A 17,135-nucleotide genomic window follows, 5' to 3' on the forward strand; every position below is an offset into this window, starting at 1 on the left:
GACCCAAGGAGCACCAGCATGTCCCTCACCGACCCGGTCCGAGACCTCCTCGGCTGCGGCCATGCGACGGTCCCGCTGCCCGCCGTGGACGCCGAGGTCCTCGCGGAGCTGCAGACCCAGGCGGCGCGGTTCTTCACCCAGGACGAAGAGACCAAGCTCCGGCACGGCAGCGACGACTTCAATTACGGCTACCGGCCCTACGGGCGGCAGTACTCGGTCAGCCCCGACCGGCCCGACATGAACAGCAGCTTCGTCTACCGGGCGGACGACCCGACGGCCACCCCGGGCCACGAGGCCGGCACCGTCGCTCCGTTCCTCAAGGCCCTCGGCGCGTACTGGCGGGTCGCCGCCCACACCGCCGACCAGGTGCTGGCCGACCTGGCCGGTCACTACGGCTACCAGGGCGACCTGCAGTTCCGCACCTCGTCCTACCTGGAGATCAACTGGTACCTCCGTGACACCGAGCGGGACCTGCTCCAGGACTGCCACGAGGACGGCCACCTGTTCACCCTCGCCACCTCCGACGGCCCCGGCCTGGAGATCGAGACCGACGGTCAGATGCGGCAGGCGGCCGTCGGTGACGGCCGCCTGCTCGTCATGCCCGGCAGCGTGCTCACCGCGATGACCGACGGCCAGATCGCGCCGCTCTATCACCAGGTCCGCAACCACGGTCTGGAGCGGCGCATCACCACACTCTTCCTGGCCAATCCGAGGCTCGACCAGAACGTCATCGCCTACACCGGCGGGGCGGCGGACATCTCGGCGCTGGCGCGGACCAGCGGCTCGATGTTCGGACTGCCCCCCGCCCCGGTACCGGTCCCACCCACTGCCTGAACCACGAGAGGCCGGCTCAGGCCAGCGCGTCCTCGAACACCGACCGGTTCTCGGCGGTGAACGCGAACTCCCGGCGGCTCCACCCGATCCGCGAAGCCAGCACGTCGGGCGCGGCGGGCGCGGTCTCGGGCGCGGCCATGAGCTCGGCCCAGAACCGCACGTTGCGCGCCTGCCGCTCGAGGATGGCATCGACCATCGCGCCACGCTCTGGCTCCTGGAGGCCGTAGGCGTCCGCGAGGATCTTCACCTGCTCCGCCTGGCGCTCCACCGGAACGGTGCACTTGGATGCAATGCACCAGGTCCACGCGGCATAGCCGAGGTCCTCCAGGGGCGAGCCGGGTGCCGCGGTGTCGAAGTCGATCCACGCGGCGGGCAGGCCGTCGACGAAGACGGCGTTGTTCGGCCCGACATCGTGATGGCACACAACCGGCGAGCGGCCGGCCAGTTCGCTGCCCCGCGTCGCGTCATGCATGGCCCGCAGCAGCGCTCCAGCAGCCGCCACCTGGTCGTCCCGCCACACCTGGAAACGGGTCGGAACCTCACCCGGGAGAAAGCTGAGAATATCCATTCCGTCGGCCTGCCCGAGATACCTGGGAGCGCCGTTGAATTCCCGCTGCTCGAAAAACTTGAGGAGAGCGGCGATGAATTCCGAGGAAACCGACGCCGGCCTACGAACGGAATTATCGACCCGGACGATGCCATCGGTCATCCGCCCACCCGACAGCGTGATCGCACCACCTGACGCATCAGCCATTACAGCCGCTCCCATACCTAGATCCCTAATAGGCCCATAGGTCCACTAGCAGCACATTTCCACGCTAGGACTCAGAGCTCACCCTGCGACCCAGGCGATGTTATACGAGTCGCCTTGATCAGCGTCCACGGGGCGCCCAATTCGCCTCGCCGCGCGCATGGTCCGTCGTTCTCAAGATCGACTTCGAGCAGCGTCATCACTTAATTGATCAAAGCGCACCTGTTTGGCCTGCGCCAATGCGCGGCACAGTGTTCCCGGGCGGCCTCACGTTGTGAATGTCACCCGATCGGATGACCGGGCATCGGGCGGCGCCCGCGGAGATCAACGTGCCACGTGCCCATGCAGCTGCGCCCACGATCCGGGGATCTCGGGCGTAGCTGGGGCAGGCGGTTCAGGCGAGCAGTTTGGAGCGAAGGGCCTCCAGGTCGGTGGTGGTGACCCCGTGGGGTGCCAGGTAGGCGGGGAGGGAGCCGCATTCGGTCTGGATCGTGTTCATCGCCGAGGTCAGCAGGGCCTCGCTGACCGGGTGTGAGTAGCGGGTGACCCCTGCCTCGGACGTCGGGCCTGCCGTCAGCTCCAGCTCGACGTTGGACTGCACGAAGTCCTCGACGACCTGGTCCCATGGCGCGCCCAGCAGCGACTGGACCACGGCAATCGCGAGTCCCGTGCGGTCCTTTCCGACCGCGCACTGTACGACGGCGGGCAGCGAGGCCGGCTCGGCGAGCCGCTTGACCAGCGCCGCGATGGCCGGAGCCGCGTAGGTGGCCATGAAGGGGTAGAGGGCGGCGGGATCCACAGGCCACGGCTTCCCGTCGAAGCCCGAGAAGTCGGTGAATCCCAGTGCCTTCAGGGCATCCAGGTCGGGCAGCGCCGGAATCGGGACCCATTCGACGTCGAGTCCGTGCATCTGCCCGGGCCAGACGTTGCTCTCGACACCGCTGCGCAGGTCGATGACCGGTGCGCACGCCCAGCTCTCGGAGGCGTCCGGCGCCCACGTCGGTGAGCCGGTTCAGGGAACCCGATCGGTATAGGACTCCGGGGCACAGAGGAGCAATTCTAGCGTCCCGGAAGTTGCGCACATTCGGTACATCCGACAGGTTTATCTGCGCCGGAATGAGGTGACCTGCTGACCTTGTTTCACCGTCAGGCTTTGCCATGAGAAGAGGATAGGTATTACGTCACTATTTCGTTCCTGCACTGCGGAAAGTGAGTTCAGTTTGCCGCAGTGGCTGAAACCTGCCACCCGCTATTTTATGGCCGCGAAGAATGGTCGGCCGCCGGGAGTCCCCAGATGAAGAGCTCCAGGGCCTGCTCGGGTGTGGCCAGGGCCCGGATGTGGGTGCGGCCGGTGGCCGGGTCGACGGAGGGCGGGCCCAGACGGGTGAGGGGCGCGGCGTAACGGAGGCGGGCGTACGGCTCGTCGGGGTCGCAGAGGTGTCCGAGGAACAGCGGTTCGCCGAACTCGGCCGCGGCTTCCTCGCGTACCTCCCGGTGCAGTGTGATGAGAGGGTTGCAGCGGTCTGGGAGTTCGGGGGCGCCGCCCGGCAGGAGGGCCGCGCCGGTGTCCGGTTCGAAAAGCACCAAGACGCGGCCGTCGGGGCCCAGGAGCCAGCCCCAGACCTGGCCCACCGAGAGCTGCTCTGGGGCGGGGCCGGCGTGGAAGGGCAAATGGTGCCGGGCGCGGGCGGTGCGAAGGGCGCCGGCCCGATCCAGGACGGTGGGGGCGATGGGGAGGCCGTTCTCCAGCAGGGCGGGTCCGGCGGCGTTGATGCGGACGCGCAGGGCGGACAGGGCCCGGCGGGCGTCGCCGGGGGACATCAGGGCCGGTAGCCGGGCGGGTTCGACGAACTCGATGAACTTGATCTCGCGGTCGGGCAGCCGGATGGCGGCGATCTGCTCGTTGGCCCACGTGCCGCCGTCGTAGACGTGCAGGATCTCGCCGGGTTCTCCAGACACTTCTATATGTCTCAGCTTGTTCAAGTCCTCACGGGCGCCGGGGTCGCACGAGTCGAATGCGGGGGTGCAACTCTTCTTCGCGGACTATCGAGCGGTCTGGCGAGTCGGTGAGGTCGCGGGCTTGGGCCGGGACGAGCTGACTGAGCTGTTTGAGCGTCGTCAGATTCCGGCAGGTACGCCGGTCCTCGTTGACGATCAGATGCGGCCGATCGAGCCGATCTCGTCGTGGTTTCGCAGTCTTGGCATGGACGAGCAGGACGCGAAGACGATGAGTGCGTACGGCTACACCGTGGTGATGTGGCTGGGCTTCCTTGAAAGACGTGGTGTTGGTCTGACCGAGGCCACGGAGTCGGACATCAAGGCGTTCCGGCACTGGAGGAAGCAGACTCAGAAGGACCCGGTCCAGCATCCGACGTGGAGTCGTGACTCGGCCGCGCTGACCAGCCTCTATGGGTATCTGAAGCGGACTGGTCGCATCGCGTCGGCGCCGTGGCGCCCCGACGGAGGCCGTGATCCGCTGGCCAACCGCACCAGCCGGGATCTGCGGGTGCGGCACATGGAACTTGATCAGTACCTGTTCCTTCGGGATGTCGGGTTCGGCGGTCTGGTCGCGGATGGCGACGTGGACGAGACCTTCGCCGGGTGGCGCCCTCATCGCAACTGCGCGGCCTGCGAGCTGGCTCTGATGACGGGGATGCGCATTCAGGAGTGGTCGACTCTGCTCCTGCCCGAGCTGGGTCTGCTCGACGGGCAGAGGCCGACCACGGCAGATGTCGACCTGGCCAGATGCGCGAAGTTCCAGCAACCCCGGAGCGTCTACGTTCCGCGAGACGCCATGGAACTCCTGGACCCCTACCTGCTTCTCGAACGGCGCGAGATGGTGGCAGTGGCTCAGCGGACGTTGCGCCGCCGTCACCGCGACCTGTTCGTCGTCGACCGGGTCGAAGCCGATGATGGTCGTCTGCGAGGCCGGTTCGAGGGCCAGCAGGTGTCATGGGTGATCAAGGACATGGACCCCGAGCTGCGACGCCTTTGCGTGATGGAGACCGGGGACGGACTGGAACCTCTGGCTGTCTTTCTGGGCCGGGGCGGACGGATGCCGACGTTCTCGGGCTGGGACCGGGCACGGTGGAGAGCCTGGGACCGGATGAAGCAGTGGTCGTCGGATCCGTCGGCGCCGGTGATGCCCCGCCGCCGCTGGGTCTATCACGACCTGCGGCACACCTTCGCTCTTCGGTTGTTGATCTACCTGACCCGTGAGGCTCTGGACGATGCCGAGACTCAGCAGCTGCCGATGTCGACACTGCTGGACCACATGATCCGCAACCCGCTGCTGGTGGTCCAGAAGCGCCTCGGGCACAGGAATCCCTCTTCGACCTACCGCTACGTCCGCTATCTGAAAGACCCCATACCGGAGGTCGACGCCGCGTTTCGTGAGTGGAGTGCTGCCGGCGGTGCCTCTTACGTGACCATCGCCCGCCATCTGATGAACCTGGAGAAGACCGATGCCTCGCAGAGGTGAATATCGCGGGGATTTCCCCCTGCCGGAGCCTTCCGTCGTCGGTGAGCCGCAGGGGATTGGAAGGCGGGAGGTCGTCGCTGTCGACGGCCGGGGCGAGAAGTCGCTGGTCACGCTTGACCCAGCGGAGTTTCGCTGTTCGACGCTGGCCGGTGAACTGGCTGATGAGTGGGTGGAGCTGGTCACTCTGCGCGAGTTCAAGGTCGGACATGTACGCAACTTCCGGAACACGGTCCGCCTGTTCTGCACGTTCGTCGACAAGCACGCCAGCCAGTCCGAGGAGGCGTCACTTAGCCGGGAGGTCCCGGATCTGCACCACGCCGTCACAGAGTGGATCAGGACGTTGCCGACGGGCTTCAAGGAGGGTTCGCGGTCGCCGGCCTGGCACGCGGGACGGTTACGGCGACTGATCACTCGACGCGCCGATCACCCGAACCGGCCGGTGGTCGGGCACTTGCCTGCCTGGGCCCAAGGGAATGTCGGGATTCGCCGCGGGCAGTCCACCGAGCTGGACGAGTTCACACGGGCTCAGAAGCAGACCCTGGTCAAAGCCGCCTGGGCCGATCTGATGGCCACTGAGGCACGGATCAAGGACGGGTGGACGCTCGCGGAAGCGGGGCGGGACCCACGAGAACACGGCTGGCTGGAGCCGGCGAACCTGCTCTGGGCTCTCGGACCCGGCAGCTTGTCCCTCGAGGAGATCGTCGCCCACGTTCCGGCCTGGGCCGACTGCCCGCCGGCATTGCAGGATCTGGTTCCAGCGAGTGTTCCGCTCGTCGGGAAGAAGCAGTTCCTGCTGGGCCAGCTGGTCGCGAAGCTGTTCCTACACAACCGTGACCTGCACTGTTTCCGGATCCTGCTGATGGCCGCGACGGGACGGGCCCCGGAGGAGGTCACGGGCCTGTTCGAGGACGACGTGGAGTTCGGACCGAAGAGCGTGACGATCGACTTCACGAAAGGACGGGCCGGGGCCGAGCCTCGTCAGGCTTTCGGGACCACGGCCATGCCGCAGGGTGTCCTCCACCCTGAGCGTCCGCGGCTGGACGCCGGTGATCTGATCCGGCGGCTGCTGAAGCTGACCAGGCCACTCGCCCAGCGGGCAGGACTCACCCGGATCCCGCTGTTCCTGCGGGCCTCCGTCGCCAACTCCTCGACGATCAGCATCAAGCCCTTCCACGGGACGCTGCCCGCATCGAATTTCGCGGACTGGGTGGAAGCCCACCAGGTCAGTCTCAACGCGCCGATCGACATCCGCAGACTTCGCAAGTCGGGCAAGGTCGAGAAGGCCATCGCGTTCAAGGGCCGGATCAGCGACATCGCCGACGATCACACGGAAGAGACCTTCCGCAGCCATTACGCGCACGGGACGACACTGCGGGTGATCTCGGGCGATGTCACGAAGAGGTTCACTGTGCACGCTCCGCGGACCGGTTCGAGTGCGGCGCGGGCCGCCTTCAGCATCGACTCGTTCACGTCGACTAGGTCGATGTGCGCCAGGCGGTGCAGGACGGGCAGCAGCGCGCGCGGGACCTGGCCGGTTCCGGTGCCCAGGTCCAGCAGGACAGGGTCGGGTACGCCGTGCTGCGTGGAGGCCAGGAGGTGGACTGCCGCGTCGGGCAGGCCGGGACGGTAGCGGGCGTAATTGTCGGCCTCGGACCCGAACAGGGCATCGTCCGAGACCGCTGCGGAGACCGGCTGGTCGGGGCGGGTCATCGTGCACCTCCAGGAGTACGGGGGAGTTGCCAGGTCAGGGCGCCGTTCGGGCTGGTGACCCGCTGGACGTCGCTGTCGAGGTGGAGCCGGTAGGCGTCCGGTTCACCGGCCGCCCGCCAGCGGGCGGCGGCATCCTGGATCTCCGCCCAGATGTCCCGGGTGCCGCAGGTCGTCACGTCCCACCGGCGGTAGCCGACGGGGCGCACGCGCATCCACGACCCGCACTCGGGCGCGCCGATCGTCAGGTCCTTGGCGCCGAAGTGGCGCACCAGCCCCGGGTGCAGGGCGTCCAGGGCGAGCCATATGCCGCGCGCCGTGTCCGCCGGCGGTGTGATCCGGGTGCGCTGCGTCCATCCGCCGGCCGTGGTGATCGTCGCGAGGAACGTGGCGGACAGGAACAGCCGGTCGAAGCCGGCACCGGCGCGGTGCCCGAACTCGACCGCGCGCAGCTGCGCCTCCACGGTCCCGTCCGGTCGTTTGTCGATCACGGCCAGGCCCGGCCACGACGGCGACGACGTCCCGAGCGTCATCAGGGCGCGCCCGCCTGGCGCCAGCTGCTTCACCAGGGCGGTCGGCACGCGGCGGACGGCGAAGGAGACGAAGACCCGGTCGTACGGGCCCGCGTCGGGCCAGCCTGCGGTGCCATCCCCGGTCGCCGAGGCCGGCTGGTATCCGAGTGCGGACAGGCGCTCGCGGGCGGCCGCGGTGACGTGCGGATCGATGTCGAGGGTGACGACGCCTGCATCGCCGCACACAAAGCACGCCACCGCCGCGGTCACCCCGGCACCGGTCCCGACATCCAGCACGCGCTGCCCGGGCCGCAGGCCCAGGAGCTGGAGCAGGTCCGCGGTCATACCCATCGTGCTCGACATCGCGGTCATGGCACCGCCACGGCGCGGCCCGGCGGTACGGCCCAGGATCGGCTCGCCGTCATGCTGGATCGCGACGCTGTCCCCGCTGTGCAGCCGCTCCAGCAGCTCGTCCCGGTCACTCGGGCGGGTCCAGTCCAGCAGATCCCAGCGCGGCGGGGTCTCGTCCGGGGCGCTGCACCGCATGTACGCCTGGGGCATCAGGACCTGGCGCGGCAGTGCGAGCAGGGTCTCGCGCACTGGCCCGGGGTGCAGCTCTCCGCTGGCCTCGAGCCGGGTGACCATCGCCGCCCGGGCGGCCGCGGCCCCGAATGTGTCGTCGGCGGACTGCGGTGACAGGAAGGGCTCGGCGGACAGGGCGGGGTCGCTGCGCCCGTTGCACCCAAGGGGCTGAGACGCGGTGGGCACGGCAGACGTTGCCATGGCGGCGTGCGGCACCTTGGTCACGTGGCATCTCCTCCGGGCGAGCGGTCGTGACGGTCGTCTTCCGTGCGAGCGGGCGTGGGCACGGCCGGAGGGGCGGTCCGCAGGGTGGGCGGCGGCACGGGATCGCCGCCTGTCCCGGGCGCGGCGGCTGGCTGGTTGGGCATGTGCCGCAGCGCGCGCAGCGGGGAGCGGGCGAGGACCACGAGGGGGACGAGCAGCAGGAAGGTCCCGGCGGTCAGGGTGGGCCGCACTCCGATCCATGTGCCCAGGCCGCCGGCGAGCAGTGCGGCCACGGGGCGGGCACCGGCCGTCAGCCACGTACTCACGGCCTGCATCCGCGCCTGCATCCCGGCCGTGGTGACGATCTGACGAATCGAACGTTGCGTAGTCCCCGCGGCACCGGCGCACGCCAGCTGCAGGAACAGGGCCGCTGCGACCGCGATCTGCCAGCGAAGCCCGGGGGAGGCGAGCAGCAGCGGGACTTGCGTCAACGGGGTGATGACGAGCGCGGTGAGCATCATCGGCCCGGGCCCGTAACGGCGGACCAGCGTCGGGGCGGTCAGTGCCCCGGCGGCCGCACCCAAGGCGCCCAGGCCGAGAACCACCCCGAAGGCGGTCGCGCTCATCGCAAGAGTCCTCAGCAGGTTTGTTCCCGCAGAGACCGTGTCCCCCACAAGTCGTGTCGCTTTACGAGGCGGCTGGCGACGTGGTCGGTGTCGCCGTGCTGTGGCGCATCGTGTTGCTATCCCCATCCCGGACCGTGATGAAGCACACACCCTACTTGCTTCCGTTCCTGGTCTCGACAAGTCCACCGACGCGCTGTCCGGTGTGTTGCTGGAGGGGGTGTGGCCTCCGCTCTTGTTGCTGTGCCCAGCAATGTCCGTGGTGTCGTCGGTGGTTCCGGGCCGGGCTTCATGAGGGGCGGGCCGGGGTGTGGGCACGGGGCGGCCTGGCCGTCCCGAGGACTATCCGCGGGAAGATCAGGAACGCGAAGGGGCGGCTCCGCGTCAGCGGCTTTTTCTCTCGGGTGCCTTCGATGGTGACGCCGTTCCAGAAGGCGACGTGGTTCTTGATGCGGTGGGTGAGTGGGCTGGGGTGCGGGTAGTACCAGGCTGCGTCCGGAGTGCGCCGTCGACGGTCACGGCGTAGGGGCGGGCGATGCCCGTCCACGGGCACAGCGACTTGGTGGGGCTCTCGGTGAAGTAGTCGCGTTTTGAGGGACTGGGCGGGAAGCAGTCGTTGTCTTCCACGCGCTTGGTGTGGGGCGGGGGGCGAAGTCCGTTGCCCGCTGGCCGGATTCATTGTCCGGCATGAGCCCCATCGAGTGATGGCACCGGCGGTTCTACTCTGGTGAAGGTCTGCCCCCGCCCTCGGCCGGTGCGCTGCCAGCTGCCCGTTCGGCCCGGCGGTCAAGATGACAGGGCAGGCCGCCGGATCCGTAGCGGACGCACGGATCTGGCTGGCCCGCCGCCCGTTGCCTGGGGGTCCTCCCGCAGCCCCTGCGACGGCCGGTGAGGCACCCGTCCGGGGCCTGGCGGCACGCATCGCGAAACCGTCCGGGCCGCAGGTGATCGGTCTGGAGTGCGGTCATCGGGCCGCCGCCGATGCCTCCGAATGAGTGGCGGCTTCCTCTTTTCTGGATGATCCGACCGGTCCGGGGCAGACGGCAGCAATCGCAAGGACCGAGCTCCTGGAGGCCGTGATGGTGCATTCCCCCACAGAGGAGTACGACCCCCTCGATGACGGCAGCGTGCCGATGGCCCTGCAGGCCAGGGCCGTGGCCCGCAGGTTCTTGGCCGTGGCCGCGCCAGAGGGCGGCGCTGCGGTGGATGTGGTGCTGCTGGTGGTGTCGGAACTGTTCGCCAACGCGGTGCGGCATGCCGGCGGGGTGAGCGGGTTCCGGCTGAAGGCCCGGCCGGGCACGGTGACCGTTGAAGTCCACGACGCCAGCACCGTCCCGCCGCGGCTCCTGCCGCCGGATGTCACCCGGCCGGGCGGGTTCGGCTGGCTCTGGTGCAGGAGCTGTCCGTGGACGTGCGAGTCGAGGTCTATGCCACAGGCAAGACGGTGACCGCCCTCGTGCCGTGCCCCACCGGTGCCAGCCCGCGGCAGGGGAGCGACCGCATGCAGTTGGCGCCAGAAGAGCGGCGGGCTCAGGCCGCCTCCCCTCAGCAATGGGCTGACCTGGGGGCCTGCCCCCTCGTGGGCGGCAGCCCGGCCGGACGGGCGGGGAACCGAAGGCAAGGCACCGTCACGCGGCCTTGACAAGTCCGGCGGGCCGGGGTGAACAGCCCGGGCCCGTCCTCGTCCAGCCATCCCCGCTCGACCAGCCGCTTGGAGGTTCCCCCGGCGTGTGGGAGGTGCTGATCAGCTGGTCAGGGCAGGTTGACGGGGTTTCAGGTTCGTCCGTTCGGCCGTTGCCTGGTCGGCGTAGTGCTTCTCCTCAGACTCGATCGGGCTGAGGTAACCGAGCCGTTTCTGGATGCGCCGGGAGTTATAGAACCCATCGATGTACTCGAACAGCGCCAGGTTCGCCTCGGCCCGGGTGGTGAAGACGCGGCCGCGGATGCACTCCGTCTTGGTGATCACCCACAGGTTCTCCGCGAGGGCGTTGTCGTACGAGTCTCCGACTGCGCCCATGGACGCATGAACTCCGCTTGCAGCAGGCGGGTTGTGAGCTTGATCGACGTATATTGACAGCCGTGGTCCGCGTGATGAATGAGCTGTCCGGGTTCGACCTGGCGGGAAGCGAGGGCATACTCGAGCGTGGACAGCACCAGGTCGGCGTCCGCACGCGGAGGTCTCCCAGGCCACCACACGGCGGGAGAAGGTGTCCCGGATCGCGGAGAGCCACAACGGGCCCTCGCCGGACGCGATCACCGTCAGGTCGGTGACCCACAGCCGGTTCGGCGCGGGTGCGGTGAAGTCGCGCTGGACCAGGTCCGGGGCCAGGGTGGCCTTGGGGTCCCGGCGTGTGAAGCCCTTCCGACTCAAGCCCGTCATTGCCCGCGAGTGGGCGCCATCGCTGAGAGAAGTGGCTGGGCGTGATCTGGTGCAGAGGCTACTTCGACGATTTCTGCGGACGTACGTCGCAAGCCCGCTCGAGATCACCGCACCTTGACGTCCTGCTGGCCCCGCCTGGCACGGCTATGAGGGTCGTGGGTCAGTCTCCCGAGGTCACGGGTTCGATGCTGAGGACGATTTTGCCCTGGAGGTGTCCGTTCTCGCTGTGCCGGTGGGCGTCGGCGGCCTTCTGGAGCGGGTAGACGGAGTCGATGGGCATGTGGATCTTGCCCTGTTCGATGAGAGGAAGGGCTGCTTCCAGGGCCGGGCCTGCCGGGCCGGGCCGGCCGGAGAAGCGGACGTCGTGTTCCGCGGCGGTGGGGTCGGCGATAGTGAGCACCTTCTTCGGGTCGCCGGTCAGGGCGATTGAGTCGGGCAGAACGCCGCGGCCGGATCCGTCGAGGACAGCATCGATGCCCTGGGGTGCTGCGGAGCGGACGCGGTCGGTCAGGCCCTCGCCGTAGGTGACGGGGGTCGCGCCGATCTCGCGGAGGAAGGCGTGGTTGGACTCGCTGGCGGTGCCGATGACGGTGGCGCCCCAGGCGCGGGCGAGCTGGGTGGCGATCAGCCCGACGCTGCCGGCGGCGGCGTGCACCAGGAGGGTCTGGCCCTCGCGCACGCCCAGTTCGCGCAGGGTGCGGTAGGCGGTCTCGACCGCGACGGGCAGAGCGGCGGCCTGCTCGAAGGACAGCCACTCGGGCTTGCCGAAGATCTCGTCGGCGTCGGCGAGGTCGTGGGTTGCGGCTGCGCCACCGGTGGCCGAGCGGCCGAAGACGGCCTGGCCCACCTGCCACTGCGTCACGTCGTCGCTGACGGCGTCGATGGTGCCGGCCAGTTCGATGCCCGTGCCGGCCGGGCCGGGAAGGGGCTTGCCTTCGGAGAAGAAGCCTTTGCGGATCTTCCAGTCCAGGGCGTTGACGCCGGCCGCCTTCACCGCGATGCGGACCTGGCCCGGGCCGGGCTCGGGCAGGGGGGCCTCGGTCAGCTGCAGGACGTCGGCGTCGCCGTAGGTGGTGTAACGGATGGCCTGTGACATGGGAAAGCTCCTCACAGAGTTGATGGGCCTGAAGGCGGGCCGTGTGGCTGTCCTACCCGCCGGTGGTGTGCCCTCTGGTGTGTTGCCGTGGGTCGTCCCCGAATGGCGGACGGCCTGGTGGCGGCCGGTGTGGCGGGTGGGTCAGCCCAAGGTGGGGTAGTCGGTGTAGCCGCGTTCGTCGCCGCCGTAGAAGGTGGCCCGGTCGGGGGTGTTGTACGGGCCGCCGGCGGCGAGACGGCGGGGCAGGTCGGGGTTGGCGACGAACATGGCGCCGAAGGCGATGAGGTCCGCCAGTCCCTCGTCGACCAGGGCCAGGTCCTTGGGTCCGGTGGTGTCGGGGTGGGTGAAGGGGTTGAGGATGAACGTGCCGGGCCACGCCTGCCGCAGGTGGCGGGTCAGGTCGCGGTCGGGGCCTTCGACCATGTGCACGTACGCCAGATCCAGGGGTGCCAGGCGGGACAGCAGAGCGGTGTAGAGCCCAGTGGGACTGGTTTCGGTGATGCCGTTGAACGGGTTGCCCGGTGCGATGCGGAAGCCGACCCGTTCGGCGCCGATCGCCTCGGCGACGGCGGTGGCGACCTCGACGCCGAAGCGGATCCGGCCCTCGGTGCTTGCGCCCCAGCGGTCGGTGCGCTGGTTGGCGTTGTCGGAGAGGAACTGGTGGATCAGGTAGCCGTTGGCGCCGTGGATCTCCACGCCGTCGAAGCCCGCCTCCACGGCGTTGCGGGCGGCGGTGGCGAAGTCGGCGATCGTCGCCGCGATCTCCGCCTCGGTCAGCTCCTTGGGCGTGACGAAGTCCTTCGGGCCCTGGTGGGTGTAGACCTGCCCGCGGGCGGCGACGGCGGACGGCGCGAGGGGGGTGAGGCCGTCGGGCAGGAGGCTGGGGTGGCCGATGCGGCCGGTGTGCATCAGCTGCGCGAAGATCACACCGTTCTGCTTGTGGACGGCGTCGGTTACCTGCCGCCAGCCGGCGACCTGCTCGGCGGTGTGCAGGCCGGGGGTGTCGGGGTAGCCCTGGCCGACGGCGCTGGGCTGGACGCCCTCGGTGACGATCAGGCCCGCGGAGGCCCGCTGGGCGTAGTACATGGCCATGGCGGCGGTCGGCACGCCGCTGCCTCCGCGGGCGCGGCTGCGGGTCATGGGGGCCATCGCGACGCGGTTGGCGAGCTTGGTACCCGCCAGGTCGAAGGGCGTGAAAGCGGTAGTCACAGGAAAACTCCGGACTCGGTGAGGAAGGGACTGTGCAGCGGGGACTGCCCGCGAGGGCGGTCGGTGCCTCGGGGGAGGGCATCAGGCAACTGATGAGGTGAGCTGCGCCCGGCATGGCCGGGGACTGTGGCACCCGGCTGCCGTGCCGCAGGAGCGCCCAGTGGCGCGTCCGTCGTGCGGCGACTCCTCCACGCTACTACCGTGGAGATAGCGGTTTCCCTGACGAAAGTGCCCCCGACGTCGCGGCGACACTGGAAAACCGGGGGCCTAGTTGTTTCCGTGCGTCGGTCGGCCCGGTGGATTCCGGCGTGCCTGCGGCGTCCCGGGCCGAGCGTCCCCGCCACACGTCTTCGTCTTCGTTTTTGGAGTGTTGTTATGCCGCGCCGACCGAGTTCCGCCACGCCTGCGAGGGCCGCTGCCCCGATGAGTGAGGCGGTGGTGGCCTGTCCGGTCAGTCCGGTCGGCGACATCATCTTCAGCCGCTGGACCACCCCGATCCTGTGGACCCTCGGGCATCACGGCACGCTGCGGTTCAACGCCCTGCAGCGCCTGATCCCCGAGATCACCCCGAAGATCCTCACCAGCCGGCTGCGGCAACTGGAGCGCGACGGACTGATCGAGCGGACCTACCACCCCGACATCCCGCCACGGGTGGAGTACGCGCTCAGCGACCTGGGCCGCACCCTGACCCCCGTCTTCCAGACGCTGACCGGGTGGGGCCAGGACCATCTCGCCGACGTCGAAGCCGCCCGCCTCGCCTACGACACCGCCCGCGCGGAAGAGGAAGCCTGGGCCGAAGGCTGAACCGCTCCCAGCGGATACCGGGCAAGCAGGTGTGAAACATCTTCAGCACCTCTGACCTGCGCGTTCATCCCATCGAGGGGTGGTTTCGTCAGGGAAACCACTATCCGGCGGCTACTAGCGTGGAGATACCGGCCCGGCTCACCGTGGCACGAGAGCCGGCCCCCAGCCCGCCACTCGTCGCGGGCACACCCCCATGCAAGGAATGCGCACCATGCCCCTGACCTCACTTCCGCCGCGCGCCGGTGACCGTCCGCGCACCGGATCGTTCATCCCGCACCTGCAGCTGTCCCAGGTCGGCCCCCCGGCCGTCCGGGAAGCCCTTCAGCGGTGGATGGCCACCACGCTGGACGGCACCCGAGCGGGCCGCTCGGGGATCTCCGTCCCCGACAGCTGGGCCCTTCACCTGACGGCCCCGGCCGCCGACGGCGCGGTGCTTATGCCGCCGCGCGGCACGGAGTTCGTCCATCTGCACGCCGACGGCAGCCTCCACCTCGCCCTCCACCCCGACGACCAGGCCGTGGTGCTGGATGCCGGCTGGGGTGAGCGTCACCCGCTCTATCACCCGCAGCGGGCCAACGCCCTCATGGTCTACGCGCCCCGCGACGAGGACGAGCTGGCTCTCGTCCAGCAGGTCGTCACCGCCTCCTACCAGTACGCCACCGGCCGCGTCCTGGAACCGGCGCCCACCGCGCGTTAACCACGCAAAACAGCAGTTACCGCTTAAAACTGCACTTGTTTGCTTCTCGGCTCGACGATCGGAGACCTTGGCCGTGACCATTAACCTCGTCACCCAGAACGACGGCGACCTGCTGGACATGGGCGCCACCCGGGTACGAATCCTGGAAGACGGTTCCCGCACCGACAAGCGCCTGGGCATCGCCGAGCTGTGGCTGGCTCCCGGCTTCAGCGGCCCGCCGCAGCACCTGCACCGCAAACACGAGGAGACCTTCTTCGTCCTCTCCGGCACCGTCGACTTCACCTCCGGCCACGACACCCACCGCGTCGGCCCCGGACAGCTCGTCACCGCCCCCATCGGCACCCCCCACACCTTCGGCAACCCCGACAAGGACCAGGACGCCAGCATCCTGTTCACCACCACCCCCGACCTGTACATCGAGTACTTCCGCGACCTGACACGCCTCAAGCCCGGCCCCGAGGGCCTGAACCCCGCGGACATCGCCGAAGTGATGAAGAAGTACGCCACCGAAACCTGGCAGCCCTAAACCCCCGCCCGGGCCCGGCCCCGCCGATCCGCGTCACTGGCCCAGAGCTCCGGCAGCCGGGCCGGGCCCGCTGCCCGGCCCGATCAGAAGCGGTACGACAGCAGTGCACACCCCCACGCCCCCCCGGGCGGCGGCATCCACGCTCGTGGATGCCCTCACCGCCGCCGACCCCGGTCTGCTGCGCGCCGCCACCGCAGCCCGCATCGCCGCCACCATGCTGCTCACCATGGCCGTGCTCGCCGCTCTGGGCGCCGACCCACCGCTCATCCTGGTCGGCACGGCCACCGCGATGGTCTCCTCCCTGACCATCTCCGACCCCCGCACCACCGACCAGCTGCGCACCCTCGCCCTCGCCGTCCCCGCCGTCCTGGCCGCGGCCACCACCGGTGCCCTGCTCACCGCTACCCCACTCGCGGCCGACACCGTACTGGTGGCCCTGGTGTTCGGCGCGGTGTACGCGCGCCGGTTCGGCAAACGCGCCACCGCGCTGGGCACCCTCGCCTTCCAGGCGTACTTCGCCACCCAGTTCGTCCACGCCACCCCCGCCCTGCTCCCCGGCCTCTACACCGCCCAGGCCATCGCCTTCACCACAGGCGCCCTCACCCGCCTGACCCTGGCCCCCGCCACCGGGCAGCGCGCGGCAATCCGGCTGCGCCGGTCCCTCGATGCCCGCCTGGAACGCCTGCTGCACACCCTCACCAGCCTCGCCACCCACCCGCCGACCCCCGGCCGGCCGATGAACCAGGCGGCTGCGCGGGTGCGGCGGAACCTGACGCGGCTGCACCACAGCACCGCCCTGCTCCTCACGCCACCGGCTGGCCTGCCCGCACCTCCCGGTGACACCGGCGAGGTGCAGCGCCGGATCGTGGAAATCGACCTGGCAGCCGAACGCCTGGCCATCGGGACCCTGGCCCTGCTCGGCCACCCCGCCCCCGCACTCGCCCTCCATCTCCCGCACGCCCCGGCGACGGTCAGCACGCAACCCCTACCGCCCGCCGCCAGCTCCCAGCTCGCACACGCCGCAGCCAGCCTGACCATCCTGCACAACCTGCTCCGCCGGCAGCCGCAAGCCTCAAGGACCCATCACCAGCAGGTGAATGCTGCGGCGCACGTCGCCGATCCGATGAAGCAGGCGATCAACGATCTCGCCGAAGCCGTGACCGCCCTGCACGCCGGGGAAACCCGCCCCGGCGAACCAGCACCCACCCCAGTCATCGAAGACGACCGGGCCGACCAGCAACGCAGACCCCCAGCACCTGGCCACACGCCGGGGCCCGATACAGCGCCGCGGGGGCTTCGCCGGGCGACCACCCGGGCCGCGGCCCAGGCCGCCACCGGCACCACCGCCGCCCTGGCCGCCGGGAACCTGATCACCGGCGGGGCGCACGCATACTGGGCGGTGCTCAGCTGCTGGACCATCTACGTGGGCACCTCCACCACCGGCGAGATCCTCGTCAAGGGCTACCGCCGCACCACCGGCACCCTCGTCGGCGTCCTGGCCGCCCTCGCCGCAGCCAGCCTGACCACCGGCCACCCCACCGCCACAATGATGCTGATCGTCGTCGGCATCCTGGGGATCGCCGCCACCGCGCAGCTCTCCCACGCGGCGATGGCCTTCTTCGTCACCGCCACCATCGCCCTGGCCCTCCCGCTCCTGTCCACCCCCACCAGCCACGTCCTGACCGACCGGATCCTCGAAACCACCGCCGGCGCCGTATGCGGCATCCTC

The 17,135-nt window shown here is 69.6% G+C and carries 17 protein-coding genes; 8 read left to right on the plus strand and 9 right to left on the minus strand.

The window, feature by feature from the left end; genetic code table 11:
• Positions 1 to 18: 18 nt before the first annotated feature.
• Positions 19 to 834: a 2-oxoglutarate and iron-dependent oxygenase domain-containing protein gene (locus tag ACWDZ7_RS35950; RefSeq protein WP_451802950.1), complete on the plus strand. Its 816-nt coding sequence runs from the start codon at positions 19 to 21 to the stop codon at positions 832 to 834.
• A gap of 16 nt (positions 835 to 850) precedes the next feature.
• Here ACWDZ7_RS35950 and ACWDZ7_RS35955 read toward each other — a convergent pair whose 3' ends face one another.
• From ACWDZ7_RS35955 to ACWDZ7_RS35965, 3 genes are all read right to left on the minus strand, one after another.
• On the minus strand, positions 851 to 1,543 hold the full coding sequence (locus ACWDZ7_RS35955) for a phosphotransferase family protein (RefSeq protein ID WP_451802951.1): 693 nt from the start codon (positions 1,541 to 1,543) through the stop codon (positions 851 to 853).
• A 436-nt stretch (positions 1,544 to 1,979) separates the two neighbouring features.
• Complete coding sequence (locus tag ACWDZ7_RS35960; protein WP_451802966.1) at positions 1,980 to 2,540, minus strand: tyrosine-protein phosphatase; 561 nt, start codon at positions 2,538 to 2,540, stop codon at positions 1,980 to 1,982.
• A gap of 299 nt (positions 2,541 to 2,839) precedes the next feature.
• The gene (locus ACWDZ7_RS35965) at positions 2,840 to 3,544 is read right to left on the minus strand and encodes a hypothetical protein (RefSeq protein ID WP_451802952.1); all 705 of its coding nucleotides are present in this window, start codon (positions 3,542 to 3,544) and stop codon (positions 2,840 to 2,842) included.
• 64 nt (positions 3,545 to 3,608) lie between these two features.
• On the opposite strand from ACWDZ7_RS35965, the gene ACWDZ7_RS35970 reads away from it, so the two are divergent.
• Entirely contained in the window at positions 3,609 to 5,066 is a 1,458-nt protein-coding gene (locus ACWDZ7_RS35970; protein WP_451802953.1) for a site-specific integrase, read from the plus strand.
• A complete protein-coding gene (locus ACWDZ7_RS35975) occupies positions 5,050 to 6,696 on the plus strand; it encodes a hypothetical protein (protein WP_451802954.1) in 1,647 nt (548 codons plus the stop codon). The genes ACWDZ7_RS35970 and ACWDZ7_RS35975 overlap by 17 nt, the downstream gene beginning before the upstream one ends.
• Before the next feature lie 76 nt (positions 6,697 to 6,772).
• Here the strand turns inward: ACWDZ7_RS35975 and ACWDZ7_RS35980 are convergent, their stop codons facing one another.
• The 3 genes from ACWDZ7_RS35980 to ACWDZ7_RS35990 form a co-directional block, all read right to left on the minus strand.
• Positions 6,773 to 8,092, minus strand: a complete 1,320-nt coding sequence (locus tag ACWDZ7_RS35980) for a methyltransferase domain-containing protein (protein ID WP_451802955.1) — start codon at positions 8,090 to 8,092, stop codon at positions 6,773 to 6,775.
• Positions 8,089 to 8,697, minus strand: a complete 609-nt coding sequence (locus ACWDZ7_RS35985) for an MFS transporter (RefSeq protein ID WP_451802956.1) — start codon at positions 8,695 to 8,697, stop codon at positions 8,089 to 8,091. Before ACWDZ7_RS35985 ends, ACWDZ7_RS35980 begins: the two co-directional genes overlap by 4 nt.
• 286 nt (positions 8,698 to 8,983) lie before the next feature.
• Positions 8,984 to 9,616: a DUF427 domain-containing protein gene (locus ACWDZ7_RS35990; RefSeq protein ID WP_451802957.1), complete on the minus strand. Its 633-nt coding sequence runs from the start codon at positions 9,614 to 9,616 to the stop codon at positions 8,984 to 8,986.
• A 157-nt stretch (positions 9,617 to 9,773) separates the two neighbouring features.
• Between ACWDZ7_RS35990 and ACWDZ7_RS35995 the strand changes: the two genes are divergently transcribed.
• Complete coding sequence (locus ACWDZ7_RS35995) at positions 9,774 to 10,142, plus strand: ATP-binding protein (protein WP_451802958.1); 369 nt, start codon at positions 9,774 to 9,776, stop codon at positions 10,140 to 10,142.
• A gap of 296 nt (positions 10,143 to 10,438) precedes the next feature.
• Here the strand turns inward: ACWDZ7_RS35995 and ACWDZ7_RS36000 are convergent, their stop codons facing one another.
• From ACWDZ7_RS36000 to ACWDZ7_RS36010, 3 genes are all read right to left on the minus strand, one after another.
• Positions 10,439 to 11,074 carry an IS3 family transposase gene (locus ACWDZ7_RS36000; RefSeq protein WP_451802959.1) on the minus strand — a complete coding sequence of 212 codons (636 nt, stop codon included), beginning with the start codon at positions 11,072 to 11,074 and terminating at the stop codon, positions 10,439 to 10,441.
• Positions 11,075 to 11,234: 160 nt separating this feature from the next.
• A complete protein-coding gene (locus ACWDZ7_RS36005; protein WP_451802960.1) occupies positions 11,235 to 12,170 on the minus strand; it encodes an NADP-dependent oxidoreductase in 936 nt (311 codons plus the stop codon).
• 141 nt (positions 12,171 to 12,311) lie between these two features.
• Complete coding sequence (locus ACWDZ7_RS36010) at positions 12,312 to 13,379, minus strand: alkene reductase (RefSeq protein ID WP_451802961.1); 1,068 nt, start codon at positions 13,377 to 13,379, stop codon at positions 12,312 to 12,314.
• A gap of 423 nt (positions 13,380 to 13,802) precedes the next feature.
• On the opposite strand from ACWDZ7_RS36010, the gene ACWDZ7_RS36015 reads away from it, so the two are divergent.
• From ACWDZ7_RS36015 to ACWDZ7_RS36030, 4 genes are all read left to right on the plus strand, one after another.
• The gene (locus tag ACWDZ7_RS36015) at positions 13,803 to 14,183 is read left to right on the plus strand and encodes a winged helix-turn-helix transcriptional regulator (protein ID WP_451802962.1); all 381 of its coding nucleotides are present in this window, start codon (positions 13,803 to 13,805) and stop codon (positions 14,181 to 14,183) included.
• Positions 14,184 to 14,394: 211 nt separating this feature from the next.
• On the plus strand, positions 14,395 to 14,880 hold the full coding sequence (locus ACWDZ7_RS36020) for a luciferase domain-containing protein (RefSeq protein WP_451802963.1): 486 nt from the start codon (positions 14,395 to 14,397) through the stop codon (positions 14,878 to 14,880).
• A 73-nt stretch (positions 14,881 to 14,953) separates the two neighbouring features.
• Positions 14,954 to 15,406, plus strand: a complete 453-nt coding sequence (locus ACWDZ7_RS36025) for a cupin domain-containing protein (RefSeq protein ID WP_451802964.1) — start codon at positions 14,954 to 14,956, stop codon at positions 15,404 to 15,406.
• A gap of 145 nt (positions 15,407 to 15,551) precedes the next feature.
• Positions 15,552 to 17,135 (plus strand): FUSC family protein (locus ACWDZ7_RS36030; protein ID WP_451802965.1); only part of this gene is annotated, 1,584 nt, incomplete at its 3' end.

Source organism: Streptomyces sp. NPDC003032, assembly GCF_053591415.1.